At 57.5% G+C, this 15,704-nt stretch carries 18 protein-coding genes; 8 read left to right on the forward strand and 10 right to left on the reverse strand.

Going from position 1 to position 15,704, the window contains the following annotated elements; genetic code table 11:
• Positions 1-256: 256 nt before the first annotated feature.
• From qatD to CFBP6623_RS07940, 5 genes are all read right to left on the reverse strand, one after another.
• A complete protein-coding gene (gene qatD / locus CFBP6623_RS07920; protein ID WP_080842023.1) occupies positions 257-1,012 on the reverse strand; it encodes a Qat anti-phage system TatD family nuclease QatD in 756 nt (251 codons plus the stop codon).
• Entirely contained in the window at positions 1,009-2,328 is a 1,320-nt protein-coding gene (gene qatC, locus CFBP6623_RS07925) for a Qat anti-phage system QueC-like protein QatC (protein ID WP_080842022.1), read from the reverse strand. Before qatC ends, qatD begins: the two co-directional genes overlap by 4 nt.
• Positions 2,321-3,034 carry a hypothetical protein gene (locus tag CFBP6623_RS07930; RefSeq protein WP_232370404.1) on the reverse strand — a complete coding sequence of 238 codons (714 nt, stop codon included), beginning with the start codon at positions 3,032-3,034 and terminating at the stop codon, positions 2,321-2,323. Before CFBP6623_RS07930 ends, qatC begins: the two co-directional genes overlap by 8 nt.
• Before the next feature lie 44 nt (positions 3,035-3,078).
• Positions 3,079-4,854, reverse strand: a complete 1,776-nt coding sequence (locus CFBP6623_RS07935) for a KAP family P-loop NTPase fold protein (RefSeq protein ID WP_080842020.1) — start codon at positions 4,852-4,854, stop codon at positions 3,079-3,081.
• 175 nt (positions 4,855-5,029) lie between these two features.
• Positions 5,030-5,233, reverse strand: a complete 204-nt coding sequence (locus CFBP6623_RS07940; protein ID WP_137002518.1) for a hypothetical protein — start codon at positions 5,231-5,233, stop codon at positions 5,030-5,032.
• Positions 5,234-5,341: 108 nt separating this feature from the next.
• Between CFBP6623_RS07940 and CFBP6623_RS07945 the strand changes: the two genes are divergently transcribed.
• Positions 5,342-5,917, forward strand: a complete 576-nt coding sequence (locus CFBP6623_RS07945) for a type II toxin-antitoxin system VapC family toxin (RefSeq protein WP_137002519.1) — start codon at positions 5,342-5,344, stop codon at positions 5,915-5,917.
• Here CFBP6623_RS07945 and CFBP6623_RS07950 read toward each other — a convergent pair.
• Positions 5,873-7,846, reverse strand: coding sequence for an AAA family ATPase (locus CFBP6623_RS07950; protein ID WP_080842017.1), 1,974 nt, complete (start codon positions 7,844-7,846; stop codon positions 5,873-5,875). The genes CFBP6623_RS07945 and CFBP6623_RS07950 overlap by 45 nt on opposite strands.
• A gap of 44 nt (positions 7,847-7,890) precedes the next feature.
• Positions 7,891-8,508 carry a hypothetical protein gene (locus tag CFBP6623_RS07955; protein WP_080842016.1) on the reverse strand — a complete coding sequence of 206 codons (618 nt, stop codon included), beginning with the start codon at positions 8,506-8,508 and terminating at the stop codon, positions 7,891-7,893.
• 233 nt (positions 8,509-8,741) lie between these two features.
• Between CFBP6623_RS07955 and CFBP6623_RS07960 the strand changes: the two genes are divergently transcribed.
• Genes CFBP6623_RS07960 through arsH form a run of 6 tightly spaced genes read left to right on the forward strand, consistent with a single transcriptional unit; the run spans position 8,742 to position 12,263 of the window.
• Positions 8,742-9,095 (forward strand): ArsR/SmtB family transcription factor, encoded by a 354-nt coding sequence (locus CFBP6623_RS07960; protein ID WP_080834784.1) that lies wholly within the window; start codon positions 8,742-8,744, stop codon positions 9,093-9,095.
• Entirely contained in the window at positions 9,092-9,532 is a 441-nt protein-coding gene (arsN2, locus tag CFBP6623_RS07965; RefSeq protein ID WP_080842015.1) for an arsenic resistance N-acetyltransferase ArsN2, read from the forward strand. Before CFBP6623_RS07960 ends, arsN2 begins: the two co-directional genes overlap by 4 nt.
• Before the next feature lie 15 nt (positions 9,533-9,547).
• Positions 9,548-10,075, forward strand: a complete 528-nt coding sequence (locus tag CFBP6623_RS07970; RefSeq protein WP_080842014.1) for an arsenate reductase ArsC — start codon at positions 9,548-9,550, stop codon at positions 10,073-10,075.
• Position 10,076: 1 nt separating this feature from the next.
• Positions 10,077-11,135, forward strand: a complete 1,059-nt coding sequence (arsB, locus tag CFBP6623_RS07975; protein WP_080842013.1) for an ACR3 family arsenite efflux transporter — start codon at positions 10,077-10,079, stop codon at positions 11,133-11,135.
• Positions 11,136-11,137: 2 nt separating this feature from the next.
• Complete coding sequence (arsC, locus tag CFBP6623_RS07980) at positions 11,138-11,560, forward strand: arsenate reductase (glutaredoxin) (RefSeq protein ID WP_080842012.1); 423 nt, start codon at positions 11,138-11,140, stop codon at positions 11,558-11,560.
• Positions 11,487-12,263, forward strand: a complete 777-nt coding sequence (gene arsH, locus CFBP6623_RS07985) for an arsenical resistance protein ArsH (protein WP_232370403.1) — start codon at positions 11,487-11,489, stop codon at positions 12,261-12,263. The genes arsC and arsH overlap by 74 nt, the downstream gene beginning before the upstream one ends.
• A 494-nt stretch (positions 12,264-12,757) precedes the next feature.
• Here the strand turns inward: arsH and CFBP6623_RS27015 are convergent, their stop codons facing one another.
• From CFBP6623_RS27015 to CFBP6623_RS08000, 3 genes are all read right to left on the reverse strand, one after another.
• Positions 12,758-13,132 (reverse strand): hypothetical protein, encoded by a 375-nt coding sequence (locus CFBP6623_RS27015; RefSeq protein ID WP_080842011.1) that lies wholly within the window; start codon positions 13,130-13,132, stop codon positions 12,758-12,760.
• A 370-nt stretch (positions 13,133-13,502) separates the two neighbouring features.
• On the reverse strand, positions 13,503-14,705 hold the full coding sequence (arsK, locus tag CFBP6623_RS07995; RefSeq protein ID WP_080842010.1) for an arsenite efflux MFS transporter ArsK: 1,203 nt from the start codon (positions 14,703-14,705) through the stop codon (positions 13,503-13,505).
• 19 nt (positions 14,706-14,724) lie between these two features.
• On the reverse strand, positions 14,725-15,066 hold the full coding sequence (locus CFBP6623_RS08000) for an ArsR/SmtB family transcription factor (RefSeq protein WP_080842009.1): 342 nt from the start codon (positions 15,064-15,066) through the stop codon (positions 14,725-14,727).
• A 43-nt stretch (positions 15,067-15,109) separates the two neighbouring features.
• Between CFBP6623_RS08000 and CFBP6623_RS08005 the strand changes: the two genes are divergently transcribed.
• Positions 15,110-15,634: a DUF6428 family protein gene (locus CFBP6623_RS08005; RefSeq protein WP_080842008.1), complete on the forward strand. Its 525-nt coding sequence runs from the start codon at positions 15,110-15,112 to the stop codon at positions 15,632-15,634.
• Positions 15,635-15,704 lie beyond the last annotated feature (70 nt).

Genomic DNA, 15,704 nt, shown 5'->3' on the forward strand with positions numbered 1-15,704 from the left:
CCTCGCGGCTGGTGCGTCTTGGTTCGTCTTCCTTATAAACGGAGCTGGAGCCTGTTATTGCGCGCGGGCTGCTCGCGTAGATGGCCAGCCGTTGATGGGAGCTGGAGCGCCGTCGCAAACACGTGATCTTGACAGTTGATGCGTTCGGACCCTTTCTCGCTAGTGACGCCTTCTCCATGCTGGCTGTAGCCGACAATCAGCTCTGGGTAACGGGCTCACAGGATTTACAAAGAGTCTTTGCCGCAGGCGATCTAGCTCAAGCCGTCCCAAGTTTTAACGATTCAGCGTTACCGCCAAGTCTCCTGAGATTAGCCTGCAGTTGGCGACATGTCTCAGTTTCGTCGCAATCCCACAGCCTCGATAATGCTATCAGCGTCTCGGTTACTGCGCCCGTGGGATAATGATCTCCTGGGGTCGAAACAAACGGAGCGTCTGTTTCGGTCAGAATCCTGTCCCTTGGAATCCTATTAATGAAAGCAGCCGCCCTCCTACTCTTTAACATTGGCAGGCCCACCGAGAACCAAGCCCCAATATCGACGGCTCTGTCGGCGTGCGTCAAAGGCCCTGAGAACCAGTGAAGGATGGCAACACCAGCATCACGCCGTTTTCCCAAGGCTTCAATTACTTCCCCACTTGCATGTCTGCTGTGGATCGACATCACACGACCTCCGATATTCGCGCATGCATGGAGAATTTCGTCGAAAACTTCCTTTTGCAGCTTGAGGTGCTGCGCATGTTCGTCACCGCCGTCAATCCCAATCTCACCGACATAACGTGTCTCGCCGAGCAGCCGTCGGAATAAACCGAGTTCCCCGTGGCGTTCGGACACCAGCTGCGGATGAAGACCTAGAGCCGTTCTGATCCGCTTCCGTCCCTTCGCGAGTTGCGCCGTCCTTGGAAACGCCTTGGGAGTGTTCGTCACGGACAGCACGTAAGTTCCTGAACGTTCAATCTCATCGGCGACACGCTCAGGCATCGGAAACAGGTCTACATGGCAATGGAAGTCGATCACGTCCCGAACCCTTGAGTCTTGAGATAGGCTGCGACCTCCTCAAGACCTCGTTTGTGGACGCCGAACCAATTTTCGCGTTCTATCGGATCGAACGGCAAGGGTCCACTCGCGATAGCACGCTGTTTGAGGCTGCGCTCGTCGCGGGCTGTCGCCACGAGCATGGCCATTACATCATCGCGGATGTCAGGCCGATCCCATAGTTTTCCCAAATCAGGGAACTGATAGGGCGTGGTATCTGTGACGCCGGCTTTGGCAAAGGCCGCACGCCTAATCAGGCAAGGAACGCAGTGCCCGCATTGTTTGCTCTTACGCTTCCACTTTCCGCAAGAGACCGTGGATACGGAGGCGCGGGCGACCTCGTCATTAGGCAGCATCTCGCAAAGCATTTCTCCCTTAGTCATGTGCCGATATCGGTTTTGCAGGCGGACTGGAATGCCGACTTTGTCGAGAACAGTCTGGATTTGCGAAAGGAAGTTCGGATGTGTCGTCCGTGTGCTATGCGAGCCGACACGACGACGCGTGAGCGGTGCATTTAAGGCGATGAAGCCATTCTCGGGCACGAACAAATCGACTACTCCGGCAGATGGTTTTTTCGCCAAGACTGCGTTGGCAGCCACGATGCCGTAGGCTAGGAACCCAAGACTTCGCGTCCGCATGCTGGTGTCGTTTGTGTTCTGGCCGCTGAACACGGGATTTGCGTTCGCGGCGAACCGGGGAAGCATCTTTCCAAGACGCGGCGCAAGGTAGTCCTGGTAACTTTGATCGCCTCTGTAGGAGTGGCTTACTAGCAACGGCGTCCGCCCTTCGTCGGCGAGACGGCGAGCACCGAGGAGGCTGTCAAGCCCGCCCGAGAACAGGCAGGTGCAATCTGCCGATCCGATTGCTACGTGCTTTCTTAGCCTAAAAATCTCCCTCTTGGATGGGGGCTCTATCCCACCGTCCCTAAACGACAGCGTCCAGCGATCCCCGCTGAGAAAATTCAGGGCATGCTCAAGGTCAGTCACCACGGCCTGCCACGCATCGGGACGCGCGAGGGGTATTTCCAAGAGGAACTCGCGCGTCCAACCGTTCGCTGAGAAGATTTCACGGCTGACGAAGGTATCCGCCGCAACTACGGCGAGCGCGATGGACAGGAAGTCGAACGCCTTGATGTCGACAGGAACAGCGAGCCGTGCGACGGCCACCTCCAGACTCCCGCCGATCGAACCAGTTCCCAGCCGCACAGGGCGCTTGCCATAGAGAAAGACTTGCTTCGTGCCATCCTTATCCATAGCGGGAATCTGGGTATCGTCGACGTGGAAAACGAGTTTATTCATCGTAGCTCTCCCATTCCCGCCAGACCTCGGTGACGGCCTCGCGCATAAAGCGATGGACGTCCGCTTGCGTCATGTCTTTCGCCCCTTCCAGTCGGGGTCCTAAGTTTTTGTCAACCACCACGCGGATTACTTCGAGCAATTCGGCCTCCGCTTCAGGTGTCCGCTGTTCATCGGGAGCGTTTGCCCATGATCCACCGACCTCCTCCACGATCTCCTGGAAGACCGATTGAGAGAGATACTCGCCGAGGATGCGGTTTATGGCCTCGGCGTCCAACTGGCCCGGGTCGAACTCGCCCTCGCCAAGAACTTCCAACATGGCCTCGTCGATCGCCGCGCGAATCCGATCGTTATCACCGTTTTCAGGCGCAAGAGCTTCCGCAAGCCGCTGGCATACGACGTCAAGAGCCTGTCCTTCGAGCGACGCTCGCGACAGGCCTTTTTCTGCCGCCGCTACACCATCGCCGCCCAAAGAATTCAGGACGTCGTAAAGCTGGCCGCCTGTCGTATATACGGAGCCGAAGCGCCTTGGCCCCACGCCGCTGCCGCCGGTCGATGTCCTAGCGTAATGTCCAAGCGATCTACGGAGATCGCCGGATTCACCACCCTTCAGGTACTTTCCGAACGATGTCCTGAACGCCTGGAAGCGTTTAGGAGGTGCAGGAGGAATGGGTGCGCCGGGCTGGTCGTCAGCCCACGCTGGCACCATCGGCTGGTTCGAGCCGGACCCTTTCGAAGATGCTGACGTCCCCACTATTCATCACTCCCCAAGCCCGCGTTAGCGCCGTCTTTCATCATGGTCTTCATCCACACTGGTTGCCTGGGCAGCGTTGCTGTGAAACTGACCAGCTTCTGATGAGCTATAGAGTCACACTTGGCGAGCAACGAAGCACCGCGGAAGTCGTTGCGGACCTTGGTCCAGTCCGGGTTCCTTTTCATCGTTGCGATCATTTCGTCCATTGCGTCACCGATCTCTGCTCGGTCGATCTCTTCGAGTGCCGCTTTGGATGCCGCAGAACTCACCGTCGCGGTCTTCAGGAGTACCTCGATCCCTCTCAAAGTCTTCGCGCTGATCCGTTGCGAGGACATTTTGACAGGCATAGTTTCCTTTGAAAGATAGACTGCCGGCCGAAGGTCTATGCCACCAAGGGGAGGATGGAGTTTGAGCCAATCCGATACGAACTCTGGATACTTCTGCCACTCTTTCGGTAGCTTCTCCGGGGGCAGCGCATCTCCCAAGGCTTCAAGTTCGATGAATGTCGGAGCTTTTCCATCTGGAGCGGCGCTGATCAGGGCGTTCAGCCCGCGAATGGCGCTCTCGTCCGTGCATCTTTCGAAGAGGGCGAGCTTAGCGATGATGGATTCATCCAACGGTATGTCGCGGCGGTGTGCAACCAAGACTCTCATGCGAACAACGTTAAGCAGTCGCTTCACGATACGGGGATTGCCGTTCACCTGTTTCGAGTGGGCAAGGAGACCCGCCAACCTATCCATGGTCTCCAGCGTGCCTCGAAGTCCATGGCTCGTCGCGATACCAAGCTCCTCGGCGGCCTGATTGACGTCAAAAGGCGGCTCATCGGACCAACTGCGACGAAGCTTGTTTATTAAAAACGCCCTCAGAGCTTCGACCTTTTCGGGAGCTACCTCCGATCGCGCTGCCGCCAGCATGAACAGATAGGCACGAACTTCCTGCAAACCCAACTTCGGAACGCGCAACGGGATTTGAATCAGCTTATCGAGATAGTCAGTGATATGCTGGCTGCCGGGGTCTTTAAAATGCTTTTCGACCGCCAAGCGGATCATGTCCTCGTCGGCCGCAACGATAAACGCAGTGTTTGGCATGAACAGGAAAAGGCGCATCGCCTCAAGCGTCGCGATCGCGTTCGGCGGAAGGCATCGATCTAAGTTGTCCACGAAGACGACAAGACGTCGCTCAAGCTTTCCTAGCAGTTCGCTAAATTCGTTTCGGAAGGCGACGATCTCCTCGGGAGCATTGCGCTTCTCTCTGGGCTTCAAAAGACCTGAGGCCTTCTTCTCGACCTCTTTGGCAGCATCCTTTACCGTTGCGACATCGTCCTCATCGGCGGTTCCTTCCCACATCTCCTCCGCAGAACCCGCGGCTTTTGTGAACAGTCCTAATGTCGGGACACCAGCAAACAACGCACCAACGTCGGCTGCCATCCCGAGGACCTTGAGCTTGTTCACGCGGCGGTAAAAGCCTGCTGCCTTCTCCTTCAACGACTCCGGGGCTGCTTCGTAGATGGACTTCGCGATGACGGTCATGAGGGCGGACTTTGCCTCTTCGAAGTCTTGGTACAGCCAAGCATCGAACGGAACGACAAGATTGCAGTGGTCTGCTTTGAGCTGTGCCCCGATCAGTTGGAGGATACTTGACTTGCCAACGCCCCAAGTGCCGTAGACGCCGAGTGAAATAGGCAACATGCTATCATCGGACACCAAGTCGCAGATCATCTCGGAGACTTCGGAGTAATTCAGGTAGTCTACTTTGCTTTCACTGTCTGCCCACATGATTCCCTCACCCTGATCCTGAGAGATTGTGGCTATGAACGCGGGCCGTCAATCACACCATTCTCTTTTTAGGTGCAACGTAGAGGTTATTCACCGTATGTTTGCATGCAACCAAGTTCGGCGGGTACAATTTCAGAGAATGAGGTTTAACTGATGTCTTTCGCAGCAGCGTTCTCTATAGTCCATCGATGTCTCCCGGCTTCAGAGGCCCTTCCTTTTCCAAGATATCGTCTAGGGATTTTCGCCCTGTTTGCCTGAACAACACCTCGAACTTGCCATCGGGGACAATGATGTATTGCGACGACGTGCGTGCCGCTTCCAGAAGGCTCGGCAGGTCGGCAGATGCTTCATCGATCGTCCAGGTTCGTGACATCGTCACCGTCTCTCCAATTTTCGAATTACGACTTCTATACTTCGACGTTTACGGAAAACCGGCACATGCCGGTTACGACCTTTGGTGATTCCGTTTATGTCCGAGGGTTTCGAAATGGCAGGCCCCATTTTTTTGCTGGATACGAACATCCTGAGCAATGCCGGTTTGCAACGACCTCCGCCAGGGTTGCGTGCCTGGATGAAAGCAATGGGAGCAGATTCACTCGCCATCTCGTTTCCCGCTATAGCAGAGTTGAGGCGGGGTGCCCATCTGGCCTTGAAACACGATCCACAAAAAGCGCAACGACTCCACAACTGGATTGATGACATCCTCTCCGTGGACTTCCAGTTCGCCGAACTCACAGCCAAAGCCGCCAATCTCTATGCAGAAATGACCACCGTCGGCCCCCTCCGACATCTATATGTGCCAAGTCCAGAGCAGAAGAAGGATAAGATCGGACACGATCTACTCTTCGCGGCTCTGTCTATCACCCATCAGATGCCGATCGCGTCGTTCAACGTGAAAGATTTCATCCTGATCGACAGGTACTTCCCGTTACCGGGTGTTTTTCACCCCGTTGACGTTCAATGGTACGTTCCATGCCACGCTGTGATACCCGACGACGATTATGGAATGACGCCGCCTTCATTGCCCGAGTTCGTATCCAGCGGTTTTGGCTTTATGAGGTAGACCGAAGCTCTCGCTCCTTTCTACGGCGGCTCTGACCACCGCGGCGGCCAAACTGCCCTCCCGCAAAAGACCGGCATGAAGATCGAGAAGGGCATCCCTATGTTCTTCGAGTAGGGATTTCGCCCGCCGAAACTCCGCCTGCAATGTCGCCTCGACTGATTTGCTGAGAGCCTTGCGGCGGTGACGAAATGCCGACAATTCACGTGGACTGTCGCCAGGTTCGACGGACAGCGTTGTTCCAAGACCCCACTTAATTTCTAACATTGTTGCCAAGTCTGTCGCGCGATTGAGGTCTGCGGAGGGATCGCCACCGGCTCCATTCCCAAATTCGCCGAATAGCAGCTCTTCTGCGGCGATACCGCCAAGCAATGTAGCAATCTTGTTTCGGAGGTGCGTCAAAGTCTTCCGACTGAACAGCCGCTCTTCGAATTCCGTGTGGCCCAGAGATTGCGAGGACCGGCCGACTTGAATGCTTCTGTGAATCGAAACCGACACCAACGGATCGGCCTCGAGCAAAACCCCGAGAATGGCGTGTCCGAGTTCGTGGGCAGCGACACAGCGCTGTAAGGCCATTGGAACTGGGATGACTGGTGGCATGGCAGTGGCGAGATCACTGAGCAACATCGAGCGTTTTGCTCTTCTCGCATGGCGTCGGGCATCACGAACACACCGTTCGATGTCGGCACCAGACCAGCCGTCACTTGCCGACACCACGTCGTCCAGAGCTTCGTCGGCAAGGTCTCCCCGGAGATAGAAACGGTAGATGTCATGGCGCGCTGTGTCATCCGGGAGAGGAATGGAGAAATGGCGCTCCAGGCGTCCTGCCCGAAGAAGTGCTGGATCGATAATCTCCGCGTGGTTCGTCGCACCGATCACGATGACGCCTTCGTGTGACTGTGCACCGTCCAAAAGTTCCAGAAGGGCGTTGATGACCTGACGATGGTAGTTGTCGTTGCTACTGCCGGTTCTGTCGTCGCGGCTAGTGAAACTGTCGAATTCATCAATCAGGAGGATCGACGGTGCCTGCCGCGCAGCCTCGGCAAACGCCTTGCGCATTGCCTTCAGCATATCGCCGAGGTGGCCCGTCGCCTGCCAACGGGCTGCGGAACCTAATACGAGCGGTACGTCGCAGGTCCTCGCCAACGCAGCCGCGTAAGATGTCTTACCCGACCCCGGAGGGCCGGAAAGCAGGACGCCGCAATCGACATCATCCCAGGTGAGAACTCCCGCCTTCCATGCCGCCAAGTCCTCGGTGAGTTCGAGGCCCCATGTTTTAGCCTCGCCGTATCCGGATAGGTCTTGCAGGCCCGGCCCAGTCGACAAGGGTTCAGAGGGCCCCTTTCCTTTCTCGATATGAGGATACCGACGGAGACGCCCGATGCTCACGGCCACGGATCGTCCGCGCCGCCAACCGAGTTCGACCCGTCTGGGAGATTGCTTCGCCAAAAAATCGGCATCGGCATTCGTGATAGTCCCGAGCCTCATCCGCTGCGCCGCGATCCGATAATCGTTCGGAGCCGGCAGGGGCAAAGAGACCACGATATCAGCAACGATGCGAACCTCGTCAGACAGAAGCTCCTCGTCTTGAAGAAGAATGATCGCCCGCTTGAGTTCTCGAAGTTTTCTGAACGCCTGGAAATCGTCGGCAAGTTCAGTCTCTTCGCCGATGAAGAGAACGTAGTTGTTGCCTTGTTCGCCACCAACCGGCACAGTCCCCTCAAGCAACCATTTGGCGGCCATCTTGTGGGCATGGATGTCTGCCTTCGGCGGCATGACGAAAGCCACGACGAACGACGATCGCCTTTTCAGGAACTGGCGGATCGATCTCGACATTGCGATGATGGCTAGATGGGTCGGCAGGGTAAGCTCGTACTTCGAGCTATGGAACGGATCGCGATTGGCGATCAGGTTATCGCTATAAGACTGCATGTATGCCTCGGAACACTGGGAATGATGATGACGATTACGGGCGGTCAGGTCCGTATCCGCCGCACCATTGTCTCGGGTCCGAGTAATTCCGTATCGAGATCGACTTCGATGAAACCGCGCAAGATCATCTGGGACAGTCCGGCAACCGGCTTGGTTTCGGTAAAAACTGTCAGGCATTCGGCGATCGTCAGATTGCCGTGCTCTTCCAAGACGGCGAGTAACCGCAAACGGTCACCGAGCGCTAGAACCGTACCGCCATACCGAAGCAGGTCTTTGGCATTCTGAAGACGCGGGCCATCGTAGACTTCATCGGTGATCAGACGTCGATATCTGACGCCATAGTTTTGGGCTGCGGCCTCAATCCTGCCTACGTCGACCAGCATCACCCTGTCGGACGCATCGACTAACAAGCGCCCGCCATCATCGTCGAGAATACCAAAATCAGGGACGTGGACGCCACCACCGTAATCGAGCGAGAGTGGCATGCAGTGCCATGACGTGATTGATGGGTTGACGTCAAACAGGCAGGCAGCATCACGCGCCGCCTGTGATCGGAAGACTGGGGGGCCATCGCATTTAACGGTGGCCATTGGATAGAGCGTACGGATGGAAGCGGAATGACGGCTTGCGCGGAGCGACTTCGCGCGCTGTGCGATACCCATTTTCTAAAACCTCAACAAAACACAGTTGCTCGTCGCCGCGAATGTCACGGCGGGCGGAGATCAACCTATTCGTATGAGGCGGGTAAGATTTTTCATGCGTGAACAATTAGAGAACAGATTTGATAATGTCAACTTCCAGCAATGACTTAGGCGAAAATATAAGACGAAAGCACTTCAGAAGGTCGCAGTTTAAAGGCGTTGACAAAAATCCATATATCCAGCATTGTCGATATATGGAAAAAGATTCAGCAATTATGGCGCTCGCTGCCCTCGCACAATCCACCAGGATGGATACATTCCGGCTCCTTGTCAGGCATGAGCCAGATGGCGTACCGGCTGGCGAACTCGCACGACTTCTCGACATTCCGCAGAATACCATGTCCGCTCATCTCGCCACACTGACGCGAGCGGGCCTCGTGACAAATGAGAGGCAAAGCCGCTCGATCATCTATCGAGCCGATCTGGAGGGGCTACGTAATCTGACTCTCTTCCTTTTGAAAGATTGCTGCGGCGGCTCTGCCGAACTCTGCGCGCCGCTGATCGCCGAACTCACGCCCTGTTGCACTCCCGGGGTGCAAGTATCATGAATGATATTAGACTCGAACCAGTCCTGGGAGGCGATGCTGGACTGACGCTAGCGTTGTCAGCTTCCGGTCTTCCAACGGAAGACCTCGAAGACGCTGAGTGCTCGTTTTTCAGGGCGGTTACTTCCGATGGCGGCACGGTTGGTTATGCCGGCATAGAGGCGTGCGGCGGCGACGTGCTTCTCAGATCGATAGTCATCTTGCCTGAGCATCGCGGCAAGGCACTTGGAAAAGCGCTGACCAAGGAGACGCTGAGGTCCGCCAATGTAAGCTCGGCAGTCTTCCTCGCTACGACGACGGCTGCTCAGTTCTTCGAAAACCTTGGCTTCGTAGTGGTACAGCGCTCCGACGTGCCAGCCGCCGTTCTAGCAACCCGTCAGCTCTCGGGCATTTGCCCGGCATCGGCCACGATTATGAAACTCGACAGACCTTCGACCTAACCACGGAAAACGACCATGACCGACAAGGCTTACAACGTGCTCTTCTTGTGCACGGGCAACTCCGCACGTTCTATTCTCGCCGAATCCATCCTCAACAAGGAGGGCGGCGGACGCTTCCAGGCGTTTTCCGCAGGCAGCCAGCCCAAGGGCGAAGTCAATCCACATGCCCTGAAGGAACTGGACGTCCTCGGCTATCCGGCGACTGGCTTCTCGTCGAAGAGCTGGGACGTTTTCGCACAGCCGGGCGCGCCCGAAATGGACTTCATCTTTACCGTCTGTGACAACGCGCACGGCGAGGCTTGCCCCGTCTGGATCGGACATCCGATGACTGCACATTGGGGTGTCGAAGACCCCGCAGCCGTCGAGGGTTCCGAAGTCGAAATCCAGCGGGCGTTTGCACAGGCCGCGCGCTTCCTCAAGAACCGCATCATGGCCTTCATCAATCTGCCTCTGGCTTCCATCGATCGCCTGGCGCTCGAGCAGCACGTCCGCCGGATCGGTTCGCTCGAAGGCGCTTCCGCCAAGTCCGCAAAGGCCGAATGAGATGTCCACCTTCGAACGCTATCTGACCATCTGGGTGTTCCTCTGCATCGTCGTTGGCGTCGCCCTCGGCCATCTGATGCCCGATGTATTCCAGATCATTGGTGCGGCTGAGGTCGCGAAGGTGAACCTGCCCGTCGCCATCCTGATCTGGCTGATGATCATCCCGATGCTCATCAAGATCGATTTCCGCTCGCTGGTGCAGGTGGGCACGTATTGGCGCGGCATCGGTGTAACCCTGTTCATCAACTGGGCCATCAAACCGTTCTCCATGGCGCTGCTGGGATGGCTGTTCATCGGATGGCTCTTCCGTCCGTATCTACCGGCCGACCAGATCGACTCCTATATCGCTGGCCTGATCATCCTCGCGGCCGCCCCCTGTACCGCGATGGTGTTCGTCTGGAGCAATCTGACGCGCGGCGAGCCACTGTTCACGCTCTCCCAGGTCGCGCTCAACGATGCGATCATGGTCGTCGCCTTCGCGCCGATCGTCGGGTTGCTGCTTGGGCTATCGGCGATCACCGTACCGTGGGGCACGCTGGTTCTGTCGGTCGTCCTCTATATCGTGGTCCCGGTCATCATCGCCCAGGTCCTGAGAGGGCGGTTGACCGCCGACGGCACGACGAAGGCTCTGGACGCCATGCTGGCAAAGCTGCAGCCGCTTTCGCTTGTCGCCCTGCTCGCGACGCTCGTTCTCCTCTTCGGCTTCCAGGGTGAGCAGATCATTGCGCAGCCGACAATTATTGCCCTCTTGGCCGTCCCGATCCTGATCCAAGTCTACTTTAACTCCGGGCTGGCCTATCTCCTGAACCGGATTTCGGGGGAGCGCCATTGCGTCGCCGGGCCTTCGGCATTGATCGGGGCTAGCAACTTCTTCGAACTCGCGGTCGCGGCTGCCATCAGCCTGTTCGGCTTCCAGTCCGGCGCGGCGCTGGCGACAGTCGTCGGCGTACTCATCGAGGTCCCCGTGATGCTCACGGTCGTTTGGGCCGTGAACCGCACCAAGGGCTGGTACGAGGCAGCTCCCGCTGTCTCCCGGAACACCATCACTGAAAGGACATGACAATGGACGCCACCATCTATCACAACCCCGCCTGCGGCACGTCCCGCAACACGTTGGAGATGATCCGCGCAGCCGGGATCGAACCGGCCGTCATCGAGTATCTCAAGACGCCGCCGTCCCGCGACGAGTTGGCAAGGATGATCTCCGACGCTGGACTGACAGTCCGGCAGGCGATCCGTGAGAAGGACACGCCTTACGCTGAATTGGGTCTCGACGATCTGGAACTGACGGACAATGAGCTGCTCGACGCCATGCTGAAGAACCCTATCCTCATCAATCGTCCGTTCGTCGTGACACCGCTCGGCACCAGACTTGCACGACCCTCCGAGGTCGTACTCGACATCCTGCCGAATGCCTTCAAGGGAGCGTTCTTCAAGGAAGACGGCGAGCAGGTCCTCGACCAGGAGGGAAAGCGCATTGTCTGAGACCCTTCCCGCTTTGCAGGAGCGGCATCTTCGCCAAACTGACCTCGACGCGTTGCGTCCAGCGTTCTCGACTCACAAGCCGCGTATCCTAATCCTCTACGGCTCGCTCCGGGAGGTGTCCTACAGTCGGCTGCTCGCGCATGAAGCCAGACGTCTGCTCGAGCGGTTGGGGTGCGAGGTGCGGATGTTTGATCCGAGGGGACTGCCGCTTCCCGACGAGGCTCCGGTCAGCCATCCGAAAGTGCAGGAGTTGCGCGAACTGTCGCAATGGTCGGAAGGCCAGGTCTGGGTTAGTCCCGAGCGCCACGGGGCGATGACGGGCATCATGAAGGCCCAGATCGACTGGATTCCCCTGTCGCTCGGATCGATCCGGCCGACGCAAGGCAAGACGCTGGCGATCATGGAGGTCTCCGGTGGCAGCCAGTCCTTCAACGCCCTGAACCAGATGCGCGTGCTCGGCCGCTGGATGCGGATGATCACGATCCCGAACCAGTCGTCGGTCGCCAAGGCATACCAGGAGTTCGACGCCGACGGCCGGATGAAACCGTCGTCCTACTACGACCGCGTTGTCGACGTCTGCGAGGAGCTGGTGAAGTTCACGCTGCTAACGCGGGATGGCTCGGCCTATCTGACGGACCGCTACAGCGAGCGGAAGGAGCAAGCGGTCGAACTTGAAAAGCGGGTTGCCCTGAAGTCCATCTGAAGCCCTTCTATCGTAGGAGCGCAACGTGCGAATGTGGTGATCCTGCCAGCTTGGTAAGCAGGTGAACGACCAAGTTTATCGGCTTCTCAACTCCGTGGACCAAAGCGAATGTACCCGTTGCGCCGACGGAACGTGCACGTCACCCTGTAGAGGAGGATATGGGGGCGATATGCACGATTTCACCGATACGCAGGGTAATCCAGTGGATTTTATGCTGAGGGCGATGGCCCTCAGCGAGGAATGTGGCAACGTTCGGACGCTGGTCACCCAGATAAATCGTAACCATGCGACCATCATAACTACCGCGACTCAAGACCAATTAGAAACCTATCGTACACTACTCAGTCGAGCAGAAGCAGCCTCCGAGGCTGAGAGGATATATGGCTCCGGTAGTCAATTAAAACTCTCACATCCCCACATCAGGCAACTAATCATGAGTGGCCTCCTTGACGTACGCCAGACTATGGATTCCGACGTCCCCGCGCTGAATCTGGCTACGTGAGCGAAGCCGACGCGGTTTTCTGAATTATGGGCTTTGCCTCGCTATTGATCCTATAGTCTTCGTCGGCAGCTCCGATGGCTGCTTCTGGGGACGGGTAAATGCCAGGCAGCATGCCGAACGGCCCAAGGACGACAACACTCATATGGCCGCTGGAATATCGACGGGCGAATAACCTATAGCCTGGAGGCCCTCCAGGCGCAGGAATCCAGCTGAACGATTCCACGGGAACTTGGTCGGTTTCGTCAAGCTCCAGGAACTCAAGTACCTGGTTTTGAGAGAAAAAGGGATAGGGCCAAATTACCCCATCGTCTGCTTCCAGTGCAAAGCAGCCCGATCCGCGTTGGTTGAGGTAGATAATTCGGGGCATGTTATTCTTCTCCTTACAATCAAGGAGGCGATAGCATCCCCCAGTTTCCAAACAGCTAACTGGTTAGGAATGGCGAAAAGTGGCCACTGCGGCAACTCCCGGCATAGCGCGGCGCATTTGACGAAACCATCGGCGCGTTACGCGAAGAACTCGTGAAGTTCATCCTGCTGATGAGGGATTCTTCCGCATGCCTAACTGACCGCTACAACGGGTGGAAGAGCATGTGGCCAAACTTGAAAAGCGGGTCCACCTCAAGTTGATCTGACGAGAAACGTCGTCGGCTGTGACGCCAGAGATGAACGATCGACGGCAACAAGATCATTGCGAGCCGGGAATAGCTGCGATCCGGTGACCTACGAACATTCCTCCGTCATCCAGCAACGCGTTCGCGACGCACCGATGTGGCGACAGCGCCGAACGCCAGGATTCCGAACGTACCCAGCGCCGCGATGACGAAAAGGGAAATGGTTGTCCCGAAGTGGTTCATGGCGGCTGCGAACGCAAACGGGGCGGCCGCGCCAGTCGCCAACCTTGCCGCCGCCATCTTGCCCGTGATCGCGCCGTAGCCGGCAGACCCGAAGAGATAGAGCGGCAGGCTTCCCTGAGCGATGCTGTTGATCCCTGATCCAAGGCCAAGACAGATGGCGAAAGCCACCGCGCCGGGCAACCAGTCACCCGACATCCCGAGTATCACCGCGCCCGCGACCATGAGCGCCGCGGAGACAATCGCCAACGCAGGCGGCGACAGGCTCTTGCCGAAGACCATGTTGATCAGACGGCTCATGACCTGTGCCGGACCGAACAAGGAGCCGATCACGACCGCCGCACTGCCGAGTCCGATCGCGCCGAGCATAGGCACCATATGGGCGAGGATCGCGGCCAGGGAGAAACCCGAGAGCGAGAAGGCAAGAGAGACCAGCAGCATGCCACGGCGGCGCGCCTGGGGTTCGAGAGCGCCGACGACGACCTCGCGGGTTCTTGTCCCGTCGAGTTTGGAACCACGCCTTCCGTCACGCCTGATCCAGTAGTGCAGTGGCATGCAGACGAGAAGGTTCAGAGCGGCGAACACCAGATAGATTTCCCGCCAGGACAAGTATCCGGACAGTGTCGCCGAGATCGGCCAGAAAATGGTGGAGGCAAAGCCGCCGATGAGTGTCAGATAGGTGATGCTGCGTGACGCCGTCCGGGGTTCGCTTTCGACGAGCGTCGCAAAGGCTGCCTGATACTGGACCATCCCGGAGGACACCTCCAGTAGGACGATCGCAAGAGCGAAGAGCGATACGGACGGCGACCATGCACACAGCGCCAGAGTGAACGCCGCAAGGGCCGATCCCAGCGTCATCACGGTCGCAGCGCCGATCCCGTCCATGTGCCTGCCGATGAACGGAGCAGACAGGCCACCGATGAGCAGCGAGACCGAGAAGATGGCGAAGACCCGCTCCAAGCTGATGCCGAAATCCTTGGCCATTCCGGGGGCGAGGATGCTGAAGGAATAGTAGAGAGTGCCGTAGCCGATGATCTGCGTGACACCGAGAGCGGAGACGATGCCCGCTGGAACCTTGGTCGAATGCAATGACGTATTCCTTGACAGCCTATGCTTCGTTTGAACAGCAACTGGCGGATCGCTCGACGGACCCACGAATGCCGGGATGTCCCGCGCAGCAGTCTTCCATCAGGAACGTCACCAGGTCGGCCAGTGTGTCGTAGCTTGCGCTGTAGAGGATCGAACGCGACTCCCGGCGCTGGATGATGAGACCGGAGCGCTCGAGTTCTTTGAGGTGGAACGAGACATTCGATGGCGAGACTCCCATTCGTTCGGCAATAGCGCCGGCGGCTAGACCTTCAGGGCCGGCGACGACCAGGGTCCTCACGATGGAGAGACGGGTTTCCTGTGCGAGTGCGGCGAACGAAGAGAGGGCTTGACGATCATCCATATTTCAATAATCCTTGAATAGTTGAAATCGAGGATATCCACAAATGAGCACGATCGACAATAGCCATTTCGACAAAACCGACATCTCGCTCGGGGAATTACTCGGCAGAGCGGCAGAGACACCGGACCTGCCATTGGTCTTCCTGTACGATGGCAAAACCGTGAAACTTGGCTATCACGTGACCGAGGTCAAAGCTGGCCAGTTCTCCGCGCTCGACTGCGGGGCCAATCCGGAAGCCTGGGCAGAAATCTTCGTACAGCTATGGGACGTCGAGGACGGCGAGCGGACCCACATGACGGCCGGGAAGTTCTCGGCCATCATCAGCAAGGTTTCCGAACACGTCCGTCTCGACGGCTCCGTCAAGCTGACCTTCGAGGTGAGCGACGGCATCCAACCTATGCAACTATTCTGCGCCGACGAACCTGTGGAGGCCGACGGCGTCCTCACTATCTCGCTAGTCCCGAGGCCTGCGAGTTGCAAACCGCGTGACCGCTGGGTGGCCGAGGGGACCGCGAGAACAACCGTCTGCTGTGGCACCGCAACCGTTACCCAATGCTGTTCACAATGAGGGTGCCATCGGAGACTGGCAATGTCACTGGTGTCGGCGAATAGGCTCCGCATTCGCCAGCGCGCTTACT

This window comes from Agrobacterium tumefaciens, from assembly GCF_005221385.1.
In the GTDB taxonomy this organism is placed as follows: domain Bacteria; phylum Pseudomonadota; class Alphaproteobacteria; order Rhizobiales; family Rhizobiaceae; genus Agrobacterium; species Agrobacterium tomkonis.